The sequence below is a fragment of the Rhodococcus coprophilus NBRC 100603 genome, from assembly GCF_001895045.1.
Taxonomy (GTDB): Bacteria; Actinomycetota; Actinomycetes; order Mycobacteriales; family Mycobacteriaceae; genus Rhodococcus; species Rhodococcus coprophilus.
This window is the reverse complement of sequence record NZ_BDAM01000001.1, coordinates 39730-59846: the sequence shown is the minus strand read 5'-3', so window position 1 is coordinate 59846 and position 20117 is coordinate 39730. Positions and strand designations below refer to the sequence as shown.

The 20117-nt window shown below is 63.5% G+C and carries 16 protein-coding genes and 1 pseudogene; 10 read left to right on the top strand and 7 right to left on the bottom strand.

The window, feature by feature from the left end; genetic code table 11:
- Positions 1-9: 9 nt before the first annotated feature.
- The 7 genes from RDCOP1_RS00255 to RDCOP1_RS21645 form a co-directional block, all read right to left on the bottom strand.
- A complete protein-coding gene (locus RDCOP1_RS00255) occupies positions 10-705 on the bottom strand; it encodes an SDR family oxidoreductase (RefSeq protein WP_072698099.1) in 696 nt (231 codons plus the stop codon).
- On the bottom strand, positions 702-2492 hold the full coding sequence (locus RDCOP1_RS00250) for an acyl-CoA dehydrogenase family protein (protein WP_072698098.1): 1791 nt from the start codon (positions 2490-2492) through the stop codon (positions 702-704). Before RDCOP1_RS00250 ends, RDCOP1_RS00255 begins: the two co-directional genes overlap by 4 nt.
- Positions 2493-2502: 10 nt before the next feature.
- Positions 2503-3723, bottom strand: coding sequence for a beta-ketoacyl-[acyl-carrier-protein] synthase family protein (locus RDCOP1_RS00245; protein WP_072698097.1), 1221 nt, complete (start codon positions 3721-3723; stop codon positions 2503-2505).
- Positions 3720-3956: an acyl carrier protein gene (locus tag RDCOP1_RS00240; protein WP_072698096.1), complete on the bottom strand. Its 237-nt coding sequence runs from the start codon at positions 3954-3956 to the stop codon at positions 3720-3722. Before RDCOP1_RS00240 ends, RDCOP1_RS00245 begins: the two co-directional genes overlap by 4 nt.
- 56 nt (positions 3957-4012) lie before the next feature.
- Positions 4013-4921 carry a beta-ketoacyl-ACP synthase 3 gene (locus RDCOP1_RS00235; protein ID WP_084722243.1) on the bottom strand — a complete coding sequence of 303 codons (909 nt, stop codon included), beginning with the start codon at positions 4919-4921 and terminating at the stop codon, positions 4013-4015.
- Between the two features lie 897 nt (positions 4922-5818).
- A complete protein-coding gene (locus RDCOP1_RS21650) occupies positions 5819-6154 on the bottom strand; it encodes a hypothetical protein (protein WP_231923012.1) in 336 nt (111 codons plus the stop codon).
- Positions 6155-6298: 144 nt separating this feature from the next.
- Positions 6299-6463: a hypothetical protein gene (locus RDCOP1_RS21645; RefSeq protein ID WP_231922937.1), complete on the bottom strand. Its 165-nt coding sequence runs from the start codon at positions 6461-6463 to the stop codon at positions 6299-6301.
- 146 nt (positions 6464-6609) lie between these two features.
- Between RDCOP1_RS21645 and RDCOP1_RS00225 the strand changes: the two genes are divergently transcribed.
- From RDCOP1_RS00225 to RDCOP1_RS00180, 10 genes and pseudogenes are all read left to right on the top strand, one after another.
- Positions 6610-7677 (top strand): hypothetical protein, encoded by a 1068-nt coding sequence (locus RDCOP1_RS00225; protein ID WP_072698095.1) that lies wholly within the window; start codon positions 6610-6612, stop codon positions 7675-7677.
- A 44-nt stretch (positions 7678-7721) separates the two neighbouring features.
- Positions 7722-8831 carry a hypothetical protein gene (locus RDCOP1_RS00220; RefSeq protein ID WP_072698094.1) on the top strand — a complete coding sequence of 370 codons (1110 nt, stop codon included), beginning with the start codon at positions 7722-7724 and terminating at the stop codon, positions 8829-8831.
- 188 nt (positions 8832-9019) lie between these two features.
- A pseudogene (locus RDCOP1_RS00215) lies at positions 9020-9868 on the top strand (type I restriction-modification system subunit M); the annotation flags it as partial.
- 112 nt (positions 9869-9980) lie between these two features.
- The gene (locus tag RDCOP1_RS00210) at positions 9981-11402 is read left to right on the top strand and encodes a tyrosine-type recombinase/integrase (RefSeq protein ID WP_231922936.1); all 1422 of its coding nucleotides are present in this window, start codon (positions 9981-9983) and stop codon (positions 11400-11402) included.
- Entirely contained in the window at positions 11399-13201 is a 1803-nt protein-coding gene (locus RDCOP1_RS00205) for a hypothetical protein (protein ID WP_072698092.1), read from the top strand. Before RDCOP1_RS00210 ends, RDCOP1_RS00205 begins: the two co-directional genes overlap by 4 nt.
- The gene (locus RDCOP1_RS00200; protein WP_072698091.1) at positions 13198-15333 is read left to right on the top strand and encodes a hypothetical protein; all 2136 of its coding nucleotides are present in this window, start codon (positions 13198-13200) and stop codon (positions 15331-15333) included. Before RDCOP1_RS00205 ends, RDCOP1_RS00200 begins: the two co-directional genes overlap by 4 nt.
- Positions 15333-15746, top strand: a complete 414-nt coding sequence (locus tag RDCOP1_RS00195; RefSeq protein ID WP_072698090.1) for a hypothetical protein — start codon at positions 15333-15335, stop codon at positions 15744-15746. The genes RDCOP1_RS00200 and RDCOP1_RS00195 overlap by 1 nt, the downstream gene beginning before the upstream one ends.
- Before the next feature lie 207 nt (positions 15747-15953).
- On the top strand, positions 15954-16151 hold the full coding sequence (locus tag RDCOP1_RS00190) for a helix-turn-helix domain-containing protein (RefSeq protein ID WP_072698089.1): 198 nt from the start codon (positions 15954-15956) through the stop codon (positions 16149-16151).
- A gap of 1 nt (position 16152) precedes the next feature.
- Positions 16153-19428 carry a helicase-related protein gene (locus tag RDCOP1_RS00185; RefSeq protein ID WP_072698088.1) on the top strand — a complete coding sequence of 1092 codons (3276 nt, stop codon included), beginning with the start codon at positions 16153-16155 and terminating at the stop codon, positions 19426-19428.
- The gene (locus RDCOP1_RS00180; RefSeq protein ID WP_072698087.1) at positions 19421-20104 is read left to right on the top strand and encodes a DUF4391 domain-containing protein; all 684 of its coding nucleotides are present in this window, start codon (positions 19421-19423) and stop codon (positions 20102-20104) included. The genes RDCOP1_RS00185 and RDCOP1_RS00180 overlap by 8 nt, the downstream gene beginning before the upstream one ends.
- Positions 20105-20117: the final 13 nt, after the last annotated feature.

Sequence of the window (20117 nt, the reverse complement as noted above, 5' to 3'; positions counted from 1 at the left end):
GTCGTCACGTCAGTACCCCATCCCGTATCCGCCGTCGACTGTCAGCACCGATCCGGTGATGTAGCCGCTGGCATCGTCGATGAGAAATTTAATGGCCGAGGCGATTTCCTCCGGACGACCCAACCGGTTCGTCGGAATCTGGCGGAGCACGTCGGACCGCCGCTTGTCGGACAGTTCAGCTGCCATCCCTGCATCGATGAACCCGGGCGAAATCACATTGCAGGTAATGCCGCGCTTTGCGTATTCCAACGTCACGGAGCGGGCGAGGCCGATCAACCCGGCTTTGCTCGCCGCGTAGTTCGCCTGTCCTGGGCTGCCGCGCATGCCGCTCGCCGAACCGACCAGCACGATCCGACCGTACCGGTGCTCAATGAAATGCGGCAGCAGTGCCTGAACGGCAAGCATCGAACCGAGCAGGTTGACGCGGATCACCTCGTCGAGTGCGGCCGGGTCAGCCGAGATCAGCAGACCGTCGCGCATTGTGCCCGCCATTACCACCAGTGCCTTCACCTGACCCAGTTCGTCGATCGCGCATCGTGCGCACGCGGCGAGACTTGCCGGATTCGACATTTCACAGGCGAGTTCACGGTCGTCACCGCCAGTGGGCGAGCGCGACGTATAGCGCAGAGGAACCCCTTCTTTTGTGAGGGAGTTCACCACCGAGGCGCCCAGGCCGCCGCGGCCGCCGAGAACGAGGACGCTCATCGTGTGAACGCAGTGGTCGCTGTGCCGACACAGTGGTTCAGGAAGGCTGTCGCATAGTCGGCTTCGGCGATCGGGGCGCGCAGCAGTTCGGGTGTGAAGCCGAACGCCCCAATCAGCTGGTCGATTTCGGGGTCGAGGTGGTCGCACAATTGGAAAATCCGGTCGCGCCACTGCGCGGGGACGTCGGGTTGTACGGCACCGTCGGCCATCAGATCAAGCGGATCACGCACCAGCTCGGACACCGCCACAAGTTCGGCGATTCTGAGTATCACGTCTTGGGCATGTGCGTCGGCGAGTGAAGCGGCCCGGTCTAAAAGCGTTTCGATGGACCTCTCCAGGATCCAGAATCGGCCGAAATCGAGCGCGATGGGAGCGGCCTGATTAATGCCGTCGAACGCTGTCGTCGCGGCGTCCTCGGAGGCCCGGGTCTCATGGTAGCGTTTGGCTGCAAGATCCGTACGTCGAGCCAGCAACTCAAGCACCGGCAGCCGCACGGGGTGCGCACTCGGATCGATCTGTTCGTGATCACTTGCCAGCTGCTGACCGGCGGCCGTGGCGAGCAGCACCTGGCTGTCGCCCTCGGCAGTCACTAGGCCCTGTACCAGCGAGATATAGTCGATAATCCGGTTGACAGCGAATATTCCTTGTGCGCCACACCGTTCGCGACAGGTCATCACGATGTCCTGCACCACCAAGGTAATTACGGCTTTGGTTGCCGAGATCTCGGTCTGCAACGCGAGATCGGTGGGGTTCACCTCGTATCGAGCCTTGAGCGCGTTGAGCTGGGCGGTGAGCGCGTAGGTGATGGCCACAGCCGGGTACAGCTGCGCGCGGTAAGGCAGGTGTGCTCGGACCGCGCGGGGCTTGGACCCCGGTGCGCTGGTAAGTCGTGCGCTGGAGAAGCGCAGCGCAATGTAGAGCGCAGCCTTGGAGGCGCCGAGCGCGGCACTGCTCACACACAACCGACCCGGGAAAATGCGTGACATCGAGGCGAGGAATCGCCGTCGCGGGTTGGCCATTTCAGCCACGAACTCGCCGTCGGCCGAAAGGGTAGCCAGTCCACGCGAGAGCCACGCTTGCTCCGGCACGCGGTGCTCCTCGAATTGGGTGATGCCGTTGTCCAAGCCCTGCACAGGCTTCTCTGGGCAAGCTGCGGTGCGAATGCCAGCCACGGCGCCTTCGGTGGTGGTAAGTCGCACCAGAAATGGGAAGACACCATGGTCGCGGCCACCCACTATCGTGCGCGCCAGCACCACCGCGATCTTCGGAATGTCAGAGAATCCGCTGTAAGACATGTGCTTCGATGCCAGCGTGCCCGGCGTGTGCAGGACGAACTCGCGAGTCTCGGCGTCATATGTGGCGGTGGTTTGCAGGTTTGCGACGTTGTTGCCATAACCAAGTTCGGTGGCTAGGTACGGACCGAACGATTTAAATTCGTCGAGTTCGGCAAGCATCGGCGTCACATACTCGTTCGGGCGCATCCGGTCGACCACCGTGGCGACCATCAGATTGTAGTGCACCATGAGGATCGAGAACACCGACACATCACACAGACCAGGCCACTCGGCGAGCGCGCAGAGCTGGTAGATGTCGCTAGCGGCGGCAGTGGGTCGGACCGAGTGGCGACCAACAAACCGAGCCCGCTCGTAGGCCAGGCGGCCGTTCTCGTTGGCAGTGAGTCCCGCACGGGGGTCGAAAATCTCGTCGGTGAGTAGGGCACGAACCGGCCTGTGCACGTCGTTGTATCGGCCGTCAAAGCAGAGTTCGACGTAGCTGTCCAAAGTCATCGGTTGAGTCCTAACTGGAAGTGAAGAGCAACGACGCATTTTGGCCACCGAAGCCGAAGGAATTGCTCAGCACGGCGGTAATCGGGGTTTCACGAGCTGAACCCATCACCATGTCCAGTGCCACGCAGGCATCGTCAGGGTCGACCAGGTTGGCAGTTGGCGGCACTCGATGACTTTTGACGGTAGCGGCAGCTAACACGGCCTCAAGCGCAGCGGCAGCACCCAGTGCATGGCCGAAGACTCCTTTGGTGGAGCTGACGAGAGTCCCCTCGCCCAGTACCTCGGTAATCGCGTTGGCTTCGATCGAGTCGTTGTAGCGGGTGGAAGTGCCGTGCGCGTTGACATAGTCGATATCGCTGGCAGAAATTCCGGCGTCGGCAATCGCGGCGCGCATCGCACGAATCGCTCCGGCGCCCCGTGGATCGGGCGTGGTCACATGGTGGGCATCAGCAGATGAGCCGTAGCCGGCCACTGTCACCCTCGGCGTACCACCGCGAGCCCGCACGTCGTCGGCCCGTTCCAGTACCATCAGCGCCGCGCCTTCACCGATGACGAAGCCGTCGCGGTTTCGGTCGAAGGGCCGCGATGCTTTCGCGGGATCCACCTCCGCACGCGAGAGCGTGCCCATGCGAGCGAAGGCGGAAGTGAACATCGGCGCGATCGGGGCCTCCGCACCACCTGCAATCACGATGTCGGCCTCGTCGCGTTCCAGCATCTGCTTCGCCAGTCCGATCGCAGTAGCACCCGACGCGCAGGCCGTACAGGGCGCCAGGCAAGGACCGGTCGCCCGATGCCGAATGGCTACCTGTCCAGCTGCCATGTTCAGCAGACCGGCGGGCAGCACCATTGGCGACATCGTGTCGAAGCCGTCCTCTATGAAGATCCGGTGCTGCTCTTCAAAAGTTCTCACCCCGCCCGCACCGGAGCCGAGAATCACGGCTAGCCGAGCGTTCTCGGTGCTTTCCTTGGTGTGTCCGGCCTGCCGCATGGCCTCATCTGCGGAGACCAAGGCGAACTGGGTGTAGCGGTCAAGTAGGTTGGCGCGGGCGATGCCATGGTCCTTGGCGACGAAATCGGATAGCCTACAAGCGATCTCGACGGGACAGCCCTTGAGCCAGGTGTCGACGGCTGCCAACGAATGGCCTTCGAAGGCCGCGTGCAGGAACAGTTCCAGCCCGACGCCCGCGGGACTCACCACGCCGACGCCGGACACGACTACCGCCGGGGTCATCGTACCGGGAGTTTTTTCTCGACCAGTGCGTACACATCGCTCAGGGTCTCTACCTCCTGCAGTTCGGCGTCGGGGAGGTCGATACCTAGGCGCTTACGAAGGGCAGTACCGAATTCCACCTGCGAGAGCGAATCGAGGTCCATGGTCTCAAACGTTGCTTCATCAGTGATATCGGAGCTATCCACCTCGAATTTCTGGGTGAGGATTTCCTTGATGATCTCAGTGGCACTCATGTGCTAACCCTTGCTTTTGTGTGGGCCGGAAATTCGGTTGAATCCCGGAAGTTGAATCAAGCGCAGTGCGGATTCCAATCCACGAGACAGGAACCCCAGGAAAGCCCCGCGCCGAATGCAGTGACCAGCAGTCGATGGCCAGGTTCAATAATGCCTTCACGCGCGCTTTCGGCGAGTAACAGCGGAATAGAGGATGCGAGCGTATTTCCGACCGTGGCGATATTTCCTGGGGTCTTTTCGGGTGACATGTCAAGGCTCTCGGCAAGCGCATTCGCGATTCTGGCGTTGGCCTGGTGCACTATCAGACGATCGACATCATCCATGGTCAGACCGGAGCGTTCGAGCACCGCATGACATGAGCCGGACATCCGCTCGACAGCTTCAATAAACAACTGGCGGCCATTCATCTGCAGAAATTGGCGGTTGGTCCAGGCCACAGGATTTCCGCGCCCAGCTTCCGATCGCGCACGCGAGCCCGTCGAAGGGATTTCGAGTAGGTTCAGATTGGCGCCATCCGCGCCGAGATCGAACGGACCGATCGAGCCGGAACCGGGGGTCGTAGGCTCTATTATGGTCACCGTGGCGGCATCGCCGAATAGCGGTGCTGTATTACGGTCGAGAGGGTCGACGAAGTAGCTGAAGGTTTCGCTGGTGACGAGCGCGACGCAGCGGGCGATCCCTGCGCTGACCAGGCCGGTTGCTGTGGCTAGGCCGTACAGGTAGCCGGAGCAGGCGGAGTTGATATCGTAGGCGCCAATTGTGCCCAAGCCCGACCGCGCTGCGATCTCAGGAGCAGTAGCGGGGCAAGTACGATCCGGGGAGGTCGTCGCGAGAACTAGTGCGTCGATCGGGAGACCTTGGTAGTCGGTCGCGAATTCAGTCAATGCTTCCACGCCAAGTCGGAAGTGGATTTTCCAGGCTCCACCAGACGACGCTGAGTAATTCCAGTGCGCGACCTGATCCATTCGTCGGTGGTATTCACTCGAGTGGATAGCTCAGCATTTGACTCAATTTGGTTTGGAAGATGTGCGCTGATGCACGAAATAGATGCAGACACAGAGATTGCGACCCCCTCGATAAAAATGTTCCGGGCTGCAACTTCGCTACCGGAATCCTCCCGCCGCGACTATACAACGAAAGCAACCCAGAACACCTATGTGATTTGCGTCACTGGTTGTTTAGGCTGGAAAGAGCTGGCGCTCACACAGCCCTAACAGGCTTTCCAGAAATCAAGCCCACCACAGATCGACGATCCGGAATGGTCGGTCACCGGGGCGATGCCGCATACGCCGCCGAGGCACGGATCTGACCCTGACAGGACCCGGAAGAGGGTGGTCGTCGAGCATCCTCTCGGCGTCGTCCGTGATGCTCTTGCGTTATTGCTGCCGCTAGTTCCGTCCCGGAAAGTTCGATGAGCTGTTCGCTCCCTCGGCACACTGCCCACCCCACCCCGCCCCCATCTTTCAATAATCCAACGAAGGTTCGGCAATCGGCGCATTGCTGCTCGGCACCGTCACGCTCTGCGGATCGAGAGCGGCGAGGAATACGCGCTCGACGGAGTGCAGTGCCGGCGGATCGCCTCGGCGAGACGGGCGCCCATCCGTTGGGCGCGCCCTGGGAGGCCGCGCTGGTCCTCGACCATGCGTGCCGTTCCCCGGCGTCGCAACCATGGCGCCGCAAGCGCTCTCGTCTCTTTTGCATCTCGGACCGGAACGGCGCCATAGTGATGTTCTGCCGTCTCGCCCGAGTACCTTGCGCATCCGGGACAGCCGTCGACATGCGACTGCTTGTTTGTCGACTGCGGCGGCGCAACGGACTCCCTTGCCGGAGCTGTCAATCCGGCATACGCCTGAATCGCCCTGTTACGGTCCAGCGTTACAAGTCAGACCCCAACCTGACAAGTCACGGTCCGCTTCTCCGGCCGAGCCCTGCCCACTGCCATCAGAACAATGTCCCCTGCCAGTCGCCGGGGTTGGTCTTGGCGCGAAACACTGCGTCCTCGTCGTACCCATTACGCAATGCCTCACGGATTGCAAGAGACCGCTCGTGACGAGAACGCCCCTGGCCGTTGAGCAGCGAGTGGCCCGACAACCTCCCATCGCGATTGCGTAGCGCACGTTCTCACTGTGGGTGGACTGCACAAGATGCCCGCTACGTACCCGAACACACAACGGCTCGTTGCACTTGTGCTCGCACACCACATTCGGACCGAGCGGGCCGTACACCAACTCCACGGAAAACCGGTGCGCCAACACTGTGCGTTGCCGATTCTCCCGCTGGAAGTTGAACCGCCCATATCCGTCCGGCGCGCTGATCGCACCGACCCAGTACCAACACGTCGGCTACTTGACGACCTTCGCCCAGAACGCCGCCACGTTCGCTCGAGACGGCCTCAGTGAATGATCGACCACCCTAACCCGACGGGACTGCCCGCCGGACTCGTCCACGACGTACTCGACGTCGGGCACCAGGAAGCCGATGTCGAGCGACGGTTCGCCGTCACTCATAACCGGCGACGCGTCACGATGCCGCGGCCGCTGCGGTCACCGGTTGCGTGCCGTCGGCTGACGAGGCCGGCGCCGGGGCGGACGATGCAATGCCGGCCAAGGACACACTGTCCTTAGCCTGCTCGATGATCTTCTTCGCTTCCCTAGTGCTCACACCCAAAATCGGCGCGAGTTCGGCGGGCGAAGCTGCTTCACTGAACTTGACGACCTCCGACGACGGGTCGGGGCTGCCGCGTATCCGCCGCGACGAGGTGGCCGGGTACAAGGTGCCCGCCCTGCCGGACCACGTCGCCGACCTCGACCCGATCCTCGCCACCTACGTCCGCGCCCAGCAACAGCAGATGCACGCCTACATCGACTCCTACCTCACCGCCGCGATCGCCGAGGACGCTGCATGGGTGGCCGCGGTCGGCACCCGCGGAACCGACCCCCGGCGGGTGACGCTGTGGGAGAAGACCGTGCGTGAGATCGCGCTGTCGAGGGTGCTCGCCGACGCACCGGATGATCAGGCCGACCCCCTCGCCTATCTGTATGGCAGCGCCAAGGACGCGGTGGAACAGCGCATCGAACGGCTGCACCGGCGCCCGCAGAAGTCGCCGTACGCCCGCTACACCGCCGCCGAACTCGCCGCAGCTCGCCGATCCACTCAGAGTCGGCTCGGGGAGAACCGGATGCTTCTCGCCCTGGCGAAAGATGAACTCGCCCGCCTGCGCGGTGACGGTTCCGCAGTGGCCGCGGTCGATAGTGGCGCCGCCGAAGTCGCAGATCTCCAGCGCACGATCGAGAAGGTCCGCGAGGCCCGAACACACCTGCACGTGTTGCGCCGGTCCGGGACCGCGACCGCTCAGCAGCTTGCCGGCGCGTCTGCGGCCGTGTCGGCGGCCGAGGACGCCGCTTCCGCGGAGAACGAGTGGACGATCATCGAACGCACCGCCCAGTTCAATCGTGCGTCGGCAGCGCGCCACGACCGCGCCCGCGCCACCGACGAACAGGCGATCAGCAGGGTCACCGACCGCATCACCCGGCTGGAGGAAAGCAGTCGACCCGAAGAGGACACCCTCGCGCAGCTCGACGCCGAGATTGCCCGCCGCGACGGAGGAACACGTCGTCGTACCGATCCGGAGGCCAGGCAGTCCGGTCCGCCATCGCCGACACACCACCAGCCCGGCGTCGACGAGAACCACCATGATCGCAGCCCGGAACCGGACCTGTGAACCAGTGATGTTGCCCGATCTGAGGGAGACAAGGAACTTCGACAATGGCTGACAACGACAGAAATCGCCGCTTCCGCTCCACCCGGCCCCGCTCCTCCGATGCGCACCCGGGAGTGCTGTTCTACCAACCGGACACAGCTACTCCGACGTGGGCGCAGCCCGCACCGCGCAGGTCCGCTGGTGCGCAGGCAACGCAGGACGTGATCGACGTGTCGGCCTTCATCGGCAAGGTCGAAACCGAACGCAGTCAAGGCCGGCCCACGCCGACACCACAGTCGATGCACGACGTGCTCGGTGCCTTCCGCGGCTCACCGGCCGCGCAGACCACCATCCAGATCCTCGCCGCCGCAGCGACAGCGCGGCATTTCGGTCCGCAGTCGGCCAATGCCCACAAATGGGAAAAGCTGGCGCAGGAAAACGCTGTCCGACTCGAGGCCGCCAAAGCACAGCAGTACCGGCAGAACGAGACCCCCGTGCGGAGTGGGGCAGATGCCCCTGACCAGGTACAGCAGCGCACCGTCGAACATATGCAAGCCGACGCAGTGAACGACCGGCGAATGTTCGACGCGGCGGCAGCTCTTGCGCTCAGTTACGTCGCGGTCAAGAGTCTTCCCCCGTTCGACAGGCTCGCCGAGCTCTCTCGCGAACACGTCACCGGCGCCGAGTCCGACCAGGTGGACACCGACGTCCTCGGGAGCGGAACGGCTCGCACGCACGAAGAACATGGCCTTGGCCCCATGGCCGGGGTGGATCTCGGCAAAGACACTCTCCACGCCGACTCGCCGGCGACTTTCACCGAATCCGTTGAGAACGCAGACGTGTCGGACGAACTGGAACAGGCGGCCCAGGCCACGCAGAACAGTGGCACCGACCCGAACAAGATCGGGTCGGTGCTCCAGAATGCGGGACGCGGCTTGGCAACCGCGGTCGGCTCAGTGCAGGGCGACGACGAAGTCGCCCCGCCGCTCTCACCGGTCAATCTGTCTCAACTCAGTCAGGAGTTGCTCGAAGCATTGGGTGCAGCAATGAGCGGTCATCCCCGGTCGGTTACCGAGATGCTCAACATCGAACGCGAACCCGACCGCAGCAACGAGACAGCGTTCATCCCCGGCATGGTGATCGAGCGAGCCCAAGAAGCAGCCCTCGGGCACTAGAGCTCCTGGACATGTGTGGCCGTGTTCGCTCGCTCGGCCTCATGGCACACGGTTTTCGTGATGGGTGATGATGTTGCTGCGGCGCGTCGACTGCTGATGACGATGTGCCGCCTGCTCGGACAGCGTGCCTGGCCTCTCCGCGCTGGTCGTCCCGTCTTCCTCGTCGAGAGAGCCTTGTAAGGAGCGTTGTGAGCACCCTCGGTAGCTTCATCTGGTCGATCGCTGACCAACTTCGGGGTCCCTACCGGCCCAACCAGTACGGCAACGTGATCCTCCCGCTCACAATCCTGCGCCGACTCGACTGCATCCTCGAACCCGACCGAGACACGGTGCGCGAGCTGGCGGCGAAGTACGACAACCCGAACCGGCTCAAGGTTGAGGTTAAGAAGGCCACCGGGCGGCCGTTCTACAACACCTCGAACTACTCCTTCGCCAACCTTCTTGAAGATGCTGACGGGTTGGCAGACAACCTGGTTGATTACATCGACCGGTTCTCCCCCGATGTCGACGTGTTCGAGTACTTCGACTTCAAGAAGGAGATCATCGCCCTGGAGAGGGCGGAGCTGCTGCGTGAGGTCATCACGTCCTTCAAGGCCGTCGATCTGCATCCGGACGTCGTCTCCAACGCCGATATGGGTGATGCGTTCGAGTACATCATCCGCAAGTTCAACGAGGCCGCGAACGAGACCTCCGGTGACCACTACACCCCGCGGGACGCGATCCGGCTGCTGGTCGATCTGCTCTTCGCCGAGAAGGACGCCGACCTGACCGAGGCCGGCATCGTCCGCACCCTCTACGACCCCACCGCGGGCACCGGCGGCATGCTCGCCCTGGCCGAGGAGCACCTCCTCGAACAGAACCCGGACGCGAAGCTGAGCCTGTACGGGCAGGAGTACAACGGGCAGTCGTACGCGATCTGCAAGTCCGACCTGCTCGCCAAAGGCCATGACGCGACCAACATCGCCTTCGGTAACACCTTGACCGAGGACGCGTTCAAGGACAGGAAGTTCGATTTCTGCATGTCCAATCCGCCGTTCCGTAAAATGTCGGTGTGTTGTGGCAGTGTGTGTTGCTGTGGAGCAGCGCGGCGGCACTCACGGGTGGAGGATGGCCTATGCGCGGCCTAGCCGCCGGCGCCTGACCTCCCCAGTGGCGATCGAGTACGCGCCAACGCTCGATGCACGAGAAGCTTCCGTTGGAATCCGTCCGGGTCAGCCGTTCCTGCTACCCCCGACCGGTCAACCGGACATCGACGTCTCCCTGTTCTTCGCTTCCGACACATTCAAGCGCCTGGCCACCGACTCCCAGGTCTCGTACGCGATGGACCTCAAGGTGTTCCTGTCGTTCCTCGCTGTTCAAGAGCTCGATTGGCGGGACGCCACGCGCGACGACCTGGTCGACTTCGAGTTCTGGCGCAGGCGCGACGACCGCAATCCCCGGCGTGTGAGTGCGGCCAAGTTCTCGCGGGAGCTCGCTGCGATCTCGAAGTTCTACAGCTGGCAGCAGCACCGAGGCACGGTGAGCCGATCACCTGTCGTGATGGTCGACCAACGGAAAACCTCGGGGCCGCCGAGCCTGCGTCCGGAGTTGCTACCGAAGAACGTGCGCTCTGCCCGGGTGAAGTGGCTGACTCCACGGGCATACAGTCGGTGGCGCGACATCGGGCTCGGCGGATACCTCCCGGACGGTACGCGAGACGAGCGGTGGCGCGGCCGCAACGACGGCCGAAACCTCGCACTCGCAGAAACCTTGTGGTCCAGTGGATTACGCCTCCGAGAAGGCGGATCCCTGGTGCTCGACGAGCTACCGTCGTTCACCTCGGAACTGCAGTACGCCCGAGGTCGTGTCGGCGAATCGGTGGCCAAGGGCGGCCGTGGACGGGACTTCTGGATCTCGGGCCGCACCCTGAAACGGATCGACAACTACCGCGAGTCGACCCGCCGTGAAGCCGTCCACCGAGCCCAGCGCGAAAGCCGCTACACCGCGATCACCACGAAGAAGGTGGTGGACCGGGTCGACAATCGCCGGATCGTCCACTACCGAGATGGTGCCGGCCGGCCAGGCGCTGTGCCGCTGGACAACCTTGACTGGAAGGATCGACTCGACTTCTTCGTCGAGGGCGCGGACGGTCTCGAGCCGTGGATGCTGTGGCTGTCGGAAGCCGGACTGCCTCTGCCGTACCGCACCTGGGAGGCCGTGTTCTCCACGGCCAACGCTCGCTGCCACGGACTCGGGGTCGACATTCGCTGCCACCCGCACATGCTTCGGCACTCGTTTGCGCTGCGGATGTTGGTGGCGCTCATCTACGCCCATGACAGGCGGATGGGGATCACGGCGGCCGAACGCCGCGAGTTCCGGCACCTGTTCGGCGACCCGTGGGTGCTCGTGCAAACGATGCTCGGGCACGCGAATCTAGCGACGACCCGGGACTGCTACCTCGAACCGGTATCCGGACTGCAGGTTGAGTTGTTCCTCAACTCCGACCCGGCCGACGGGTCGCTGATCGACGACCTCGTCTCTCGGGTCGCCCAGCTCTCGCCCCGAATCCAGGACAGCGAGGGACAGCGATGAGCCCGCCGACGTCGGCGGCGTTGCCTGCCGCGAAGTACGCCCGGCCGTCCCTGGTCGACGACTCGGTGCGGCAGGTCAAGTTCGTCGACCCCGACGGTCGCAGCAAGGTCTTCGATTTCACCGATGTCTCGGCAGCACCAACACTTCTCGACGACCTCATCCGTGCATTCGCCAGCGGCGTCGCACCGGGAGGCCGCTGGCAGTCCGTCGCGACAGCAGAGGCGGCGGCCGGCACGGTCAAGCACCTGGCCCGCTACCTGGCCGAGTTCCATCCCGGCGTCGTCTCGTTGGCCGATCTAAATGCCGAAGTGTGGTGGGCGTGGCGGTCGGAGAAGGACAAGCACACTCGCTGGCCTGGGCAGGTGACGATGATGCGGGCCCTGCTGTCGGAGGCACCAACGCTGCCGCAGTCGACCCGTCGAGCGATGCGTGCGAAGGCCGTGAAACCACGCAAGCGTTTGCCGGCGAACGACGCCTACACCCGGGAAGAGTTCACCGCGATCCGCACCGCGGCGAACCATCGTGTGAACCAGGCGCTGCGCCGAATCGAGGCGAACACCGCGGTGCTGCAGCACTACCTCGACGGAGACGAACCCGCCGATGCCCCGTCGTTCCAGGTCCAGGGCGCACGCTGGACGGTCGGTTCCCTCCTGACCCACCTGTCCCGCACCGGGATGCTGCCGTCGCAGTACCTCGCCTGGGCAGTGAGCCGAAGGGGCTGCTTCGACCTGCACGGTGTCACCACCCCGGCTCACGCCCTGTTCCCGAGCATCGACGAGGTACTCAACCTGATGGTCCTGCTCGTCTGCGAGCGAGGATTCAACCTGTCGGTGATGAACACGTTGACCGTGGACTCGTTCCGGGCATCGGACCCTGACACCGAGGAACCCGTTCACACCGTGGGAGTGGACAAGCCGCGACGAGGAACCCGGCGATACTCCAACGAAATCCTCGCCGGCGAGGCCGGAAAGCTCTGGGAACGCGCGGTCACCCTGACCCAGCCGTGCCGTGATGCACGGAACGCAATGGGCCGCCCGACCGACAAACTGCTGGTCGCCCACCGACACAAGAACCTCACATCAGACGGCCCCTTCCGCACCGAGTGGACGACCGCATGCCTCGGCACCTCCAGTGCAAGCCGGACGGCCGACGGACCGACGTGGACGTTTCGGCGCCTCCGATTGACCGAGCAGGTCTTGAACCAGACGGCACGACAGAACACCGAGACCGAGAGCGAGGACATCTACCGCCGTCCGGACCCACTCACCACAGAGGCAGCCTCCGAGACGATCACCGCCGGGTTGAACGATGCCGTCGCCCACGCACACGCCTCGATCCACGTCCGCGCAATGAACGCCGGTGGGGTCGAGCAGGCGAGGCAGAACCCGAAAGCCGCGGCCGCGACCCTCGATGTCCCGGTTCACACGCTCGAGTTGCTCCTGGCCGGACGCCTGGACACTCCGACCACGGCCTGCGTGGACTTCTTCGGCAGCCCGTTCGCCGCCGACGACGGCCAACCGTGCCCCGCCTCGTTCCTCGCGTGCTTCGCCTGCGGCAACGCAGTGATCACACCACGACACCTGCCACGACTGGTCGTCCTCCTCGACGCACTCGACGACATGGCAACCGTAGTGACCCCGACCCGGTGGGATCGGGACTTCGCCGAGCACTACGCACGACTGCGCACGGTCCTCACGACCAAAGCCACCACCGCCGAGATCGTCCAAGCACGCGGCACTGCCTGCGACGAGGACCGAGATATGGTCCGTCGACTGCTGAGTCGGAGGCTCGACGGATGAGGGCGCACATCTCCGCGGCCGCGACGACCCCCACAGTGGTGGCCATGTCGGACTCCGATCCGATCATCCTCGACAAGACCCGCATCGCACCGTCCCACGCTGAACCGCTCTCGCGGGTCGGAGACAGTCGCTGGGATCTGGTCCCACTGCTGCACAAACCCACCGTCGTGGGCTCCCGGTCCATCAACTTCGACACTTTCCCGCCGTCGTTCCGTTCGGTAGCGAAGAGGCTCGTCTGGCTCTGCGTGAACATGCCCACGCCCATGGAGGACCTGGAGCGACCGACCGCGACACGTTCCCAACTGTCGGTCGGCTCCATCGTCGTCTACGCCGGATTTGTGCGGTTGTGGATGACATGGCTTGATGGACAAGGGATCCACCAGTTCGACGGTGTTACCGACGACGTGTATCGGCGCTACTGCTCCGAGGTCGCCGCCAGCGGGCTCGGCCGCGAGAGCCAGGCCAATCGACTCTTCGCGATCACACGATGCTGGCTGTACGGGCCGTACCTGCCTGACTCCGACACGTTGATCCGCCCCTACTGGGAAGACACCCTCGCCCGAGTTGATGTTCTCGGTGACGCCCAGTGGTCCGCGGAGAACCGCACCCCACCGATCCACCCGCAGACCATGTCGGCGCTACTCGTGTGGGCGATTCGGTTCTGCACCGACTTCAGCGCGGACATCATCGCGGCGGCACGCACGAAGTCGAACCCGCCGCATCGTCCGCATCTCGACGGCCTGGCCTCCAGCGAGCGTTTCGGCAACTACGCACAGCAACAGAGGACGTCGTCCAAGACAATTCCGGGGTTCTACCCGGCCAGTCGTCCTGATCGACGCTGCATCGCCAAGCAGTTCATCGGTTGGCAGTTGGGTCTGGGCACGGACGATGTCCTTCCCCTCGGTTCGATGGATCGGGTCTTCGGCGACCTCGATCCGATTGACGAGGCAGTGCTGCCGGTACAGATCACCGGCACCATGGATTCTCGGCCCTGGACCGGCGGCATCAACTTCTACGACGTCGACAACCTGTCCCGCCTGTTGGCGACCGCAGCATTCATCGTGGTCGCGTACCTGACCGGTATGCGTGGCGAGGAATGCCGAGCGTTGCGACGTGGCTGCTGCCGCACGACCACCGACGAGCAGACTGGGCAAACCCGGCACCTGATCTACGGCCACGTTTTCAAGGGCGCGCTCGACGAGTCCGGCAACGCCCTTCCGGCCGGCAGCGAACGCCACCAGCCGTGGCAGGCAATCGCGCCGGTTGCCAAGGCCGTCGAGGTGATGGAAGCGCTGTATCCCGACAGCGACCTGGTGTTTCCGCTCCGGGCGTACACGCCGTTCCGGAGCGCTGACGGAGACAAGGCCGTGCATCCCCGGATGATCCGTGACCGCACAGCGGACCTGATCTCCTGGTGCAACGCCAAGGCCGAGGAGTTCGGTCGTACACACGAATCCATCCCGGCCGATCCCGACGGTCCGGTTGTCGTCAAGCGTTTCCGCCGCACCCTCGCCTGGTTCATCTACCGCAAGCCCGGGGGACGCATCGCCCTGGGAATTCAGTACGGGCACCTTCGGGGGCACAGCACCGACGGCTACGGCTCCCGAGTCGCCAGCGGGCTGCGGGACGTGTTCCCCATGGAGGAAGCCCTGGCCGCCGCCGAGTACCTCGAGGCCGCCGCTACCCGCCTCGACGCCGGCGAATCCGTCACCGGACCGGCCGCCCAGAGGTACCGGGACGGCGTCCGCCTCTACCACCGACAGTTCGGTGGCCGGTACCTGACCAACCGTCAAGCCGCAGCCCTGAACTCGAACCCACGACTGCGGATCTACGACAACAGCGAACAGTTCGTGACCTGCTGCTACGACCAGTCCAAGGCCCTGTGCCACCCCGACCGGGACAGGGCAGCGAGAGTCGAGGCATCACCGGACATCACGAACTGCCAACCCAATTGCGGCAACATCGCCCGCACCGACCGCAACATCACCGACGTCGAAGCGGCAATCGAGCAAGCCCGCGAAGAGATCGCGAGCCCCACCATCCCACTACCGCTGAAAGCGCGCCTGGAACAACGCATCAGCAGCCTTCAACGGATCATCGACCACCACCACAACCCTCAAGGACGCCGATGATGACGGCAACAACGGAGGACGACGTGCGGCGTGCGATCCGCGATGCGATGGACCGCCTCGTCGCAGGGGAACCCCTGTACTCCGACGGCAAACTGACCATCAAATCGCTCGCCGAAGAAGCGCAGATCAAACGCTGGCTGCTGACTCACCGCCACACCGACCTGCAAGCAGAGTTCCGAGCACGGATAGCGAACACCGACGCCCCACCCGCCCTCGTGGCACTCCGCGATGAGCGCGACGACGCCCAGCGCCGCATCGACGAACTCACCGCAGACGTCACCGCCCTCCAGGAAACCGTCCACCAACTCGAACGGATCATTCAGGTGCTGGCGCTGGAGAACGATCAGCTCCGCGAAGGCCAGCACTCCGGACGAGTCGTGCCGATCGGACCACGTCAGGGACACCCACAGTGAGCACAAACCGCACCATCATGACCACGCCAAGTCACCCAGGCGGCGTGGACCGAAACACAACAGGTAGGGCAGGTTAATACTGCCACCTGATCGTGCGGAGTCCCGCCTGAAGCCGACTATCTTCGGATGGAACCTTCCTAACAGGGTTAAACCGGTAAGGTTCCGAGAGACCGATACACGATCGGTCGATGATTCAGAGGGGTAACAGTGACGGAGCCGTGGCTGTCCGCCGAGGACATCGCTGCCCATCTCGGCGTCACCAAGGACACCGTGTACAGCTGGATCACAGAGAAGGCCATGCCTGCCCACAAGATCGGCCGTCTGTGGAAGTTCCAGGTCAGCGAGGTCGATTCTTGGGTGCGAGGCGGCGGGGCCGCCGCGAACTCTGATACGGCAAAGGACTGACGTGCGGATCATCGACAACGTCAACGACCTTCTCGGCAACGACCTCAAGGCCGAGATCACGCCCGGCTCGAAGGTGCGCATCGCAGCATCGACCTTTTCGATCTTCGCGTTCGAGGCGCTGCGCAAGGAGTTGGAGCAGGTCTCCGAGCTGGAGTTCATCTTCACCTCACCGTCCTTCGTGACGGAAAAGGTGACCGACAGGCTCCGCAAGGAGCGCCGCGAGTTCTTCATCCCGGGTGGACGTGCGGAGTCGAGCCTGTACGGCTCAGAGTTCGAGATCCGGTTGCGGAACAAGCTCACCCAGCGTGCCATCGCGAAGGAGTGCGCCGATTGGGTGCGTAGGAAGGTGACGTTCCGGTCGAACGCCACCAGCAGCCCGATGCAGCCGCTCGCCGCTGTCGACGATGCTTCCGTCTACTTCCCGATCCAGGGCTTCACCACCACGGACCTCGGCTACGAACGGGGACCGGCGGTGTCGAACATGGTCACCAAGTTCGAGGGCGCACCCGAGACGGGGCAGTTCCTCGGCATCTTCGACCAGATCTGGAACAACCCGGACCAGGTCGACGATGTCACCCAGGCGGTGCATGACCACATCGCGAGCGTGTATGCCGAGAACTCACCTGCCCGGATCTACTTCCTGATCCTCTACAACCTGTTTGCCGAGTTCCTCGACGACATCAGCGAGGACGTCCTTCCGAACGATCGGACCGGCTACCAGGACACGAAGGTCTGGCACAGCCTGTACAACTTTCAGCGCGATGCGGCGACCGGGATCATCAACAAGCTCGAAACCTACAACGGATGCATCCTCGCCGACAGCGTCGGACTCGGGAAGACGTTCACCGCGCTGGCGGTCATAAAGTACTACGAGCTGCGCAACAAGTCGGTCCTCGTACTGTGCCCGAAGAAGCTTGCCGAGAACTGGACGAACTACAACGCGAACCTGACCACCAACATCTTCGCCGGCGACCGCTTCAACTATGACGTCCTCGCCCACACCGATCTGTCCCGCACCCGCGGAGAGTCGCTGGGGCTCAGGCTGGACCGAGTCAACTGGGGCAACTACGACCTCGTCGTGATCGACGAGTCGCACAACTTCCGCAACGCCGACTACGCCGAGGAGAAGGAGTCCCGCTACCAGCGACTCATGCGCCAGGTCATCCGTGAGGGCGTGAAGACCAAGGTGCTGATGCTCTCGGCTACCCCGGTCAACAACCGGTTCAACGATCTGAAGAACCAACTCCAGCTTGCATACGAGGGTGAGTCGGAGAACCTCTCCCGGCACCTGAACATCTCGACCACGGTCGAGAAGGTCTTCAAGGATGCGCAGACAGTGTTCAACGAGTGGTCCAAGCTCGACCCGGAGGACCGCACGACCGACCGCATCCTGCAGATGCTCGACTTCGACTTCTTCGAGCTGCTCGACGCCGTCACGATTGCCCGGTCACGCAAACACATTCAGGCGTTCTACGACACCACGGAAATCGGCGCGTTCCCCGAGCGGCTCCCGCCGAGATCGATCCGCGAACCGCTCACAGACCTGCCCGACGTGCCCGGCTTCAACGACATCTTTGAGCAACTCCAGGCGCTGACACTTGCCGTCTACACGCCACTGGCGTACGTCTTCCCGAGCCGCATCGGCAAGTACGAAGACCTGTACAACGTCACTGCCGGCAACGCGCGATCGAACCTCGGCCAGAGTGGGCGCGAACAGGGCCTCAAGAAGCTCATGACCGTCAATCTCCTCAAGCGGTTGGAGAGCTCGGTCGAGGCATTCCGCTTGACACTGAACAAGATCGAACTCACCGTTGACCGGACCCTGAGTCTCCTCGACACCCACAGCGGTTCCACCGCCGGCCTCGGCACCGACCTTTCGGACCTCGACCTCGATGTGGACGACGAGGACGACGCGAACCTCGAGGCGCTGACCTTCGGAGAGAAGATCAAGATCGATCTCGACGACATCGACATCGATTCGTGGCGTCGGGACCTGTGGAACGACCGCGAAACCCTCCGCGAACTGGTTGACGAGATGCGCAAGGTCACCCCGGAGCGTGACCTCAAACTCCAAACGCTCAAGCGGCTCGTTGAGGGCAAGGCCGCCCACCCGATCAACGCGGGTAACCGCAAGGTCCTGGTGTTCTCCGCGTTCGCCGACACCGCGAACTATCTCTACCGCGAGCTCGCGCCCGCCCTGACCGGGGTGGGGCTGGAGACGGCCCTCATCACCGGTGGAGGCCACGGAGCGAAGACGACACTCGGCACCGGGTTCGACTTCCAGCAGGTCATGTCGATGTTCTCGCCTCGGTCGAAGCAGCGTCACCTCATCATGCCGAAGGAGACACGCGAGGTCGACGTGCTCATCGGTACCGACGTCATCAGTGAGGGTCAGAACCTCCAGGACTGCGACTACCTGATCAACTACGACATCCACTGGAACCCGGTCCGGATTGTCCAGCGCTTCGGCCGCATCGACCGCATCGGCTCGACCAACACCCTGATTCAGCTGGTGAATTTCTGGCCGGACATCTCGCTCGACGAATACATCAATCTCAAGGAGCGGGTCGAGAACCGGATGGTCATCGCCGACCTGGCCGGCACCGCCGACGACAACGTCCTCACCCTCGAGGACGGTGACGCGGCGTTCCGCAAGGAACAGCTCCGCAAGCTACAGGACGAGGTCATCGAACTCGAAGACGTCCGCACCGGTGTTTCCATCACCGACCTCGGTCTCAACGACTTCCGCATGGACCTTCTCGGGTATATCAAGGAGTACGGCGACCTTGCGGCTGCACCGAAGGGCCTGCACGCCGTCGTGCCGGCGGACCCCACCAAGGGATTGAAGCCCGGCGTGATCTTCGCGCTGCACAACGTGAACGCCGACGAGAACATCAACCGGGGCAACCGACTTCACCCGCACTACCTCGTCTACCTCGACGACGCCGGCAACGTCATCGCCGACCACACCGAGGCCAAGCACCTGCTCGACCTCATCCGCGCGGGATGCCGCCCCTACGACCAACCCGTCGCCGACGTCGTCCGCACCTTCAACGCCGCAACCGGCGAGGGCGCGGACATGGGCAGGTACTCCGCGCTGCTCACCGATGCGATCCACTCGATGATCGACGTCACCGAGGAACGCGACATCGACAGCCTGTTCACCGGCGGCCGCACCACCGCACTCACCCAGACAATCGCCGGCCTCGACGACTTCGAACTCATCGCCTTCATCGCCGTCGTCGACCCCAAAGACGAGGCACCGGCCGATGGGTGACCCCGGCGTGAACCTGCTCTACCGATGGCCTACCGCTGCGAAGTTCGGCAGCCGAGTACCGAAGGAGAAGTTCTACTCCCACGGCACCGTCTCCACCGCGGTCCGCGAGAAGTTCATCGCCGAGGTACTGCGTATCACCTGGGCGTACAAACTCGCCGAGAGCACGATCAACCTGGCTGGCAGTGAGGCTGTCCCCGAGATCCAGGTCTTCGAGATCGACGCAAAGAGCAATGATGTCTCCGACCAGGTGTTGACTGCGATCGACAAGGCCATCCCGTTCCCCCTCATCTTCGAGGTCAATCGGGGTCAGGGAGATACCAAGAGCATTCGGATGGTGGCCTCGCACAAACAACTGGGCACCGGTGCGCCGAAGCTCAGCGCCTACTACAGCACCAGCTGGCAGCCGGCCCACACTGCGCGACAGCCACTTCCGGCCGCGATCACACTACCCACCCTCTACACCGCCATCCTGGATCCACTGACACCGGTGGCGACACGGCCAGGCGAGGACATGTCGGATGTCGTCGCCAGACTGGAGACAGTACGCAAGCTCGAACGCGAGATCTCCGCGCTGGAGCGCAAACTCCGCACCGAACCCCAGCTCAACCGCAAGATCGAACTGCGACGTGCGCTGAAGACGAAGCAATCAGAACTGGCCGTGTTGGTCGAGAAATAGGCAGAAAGCGAAA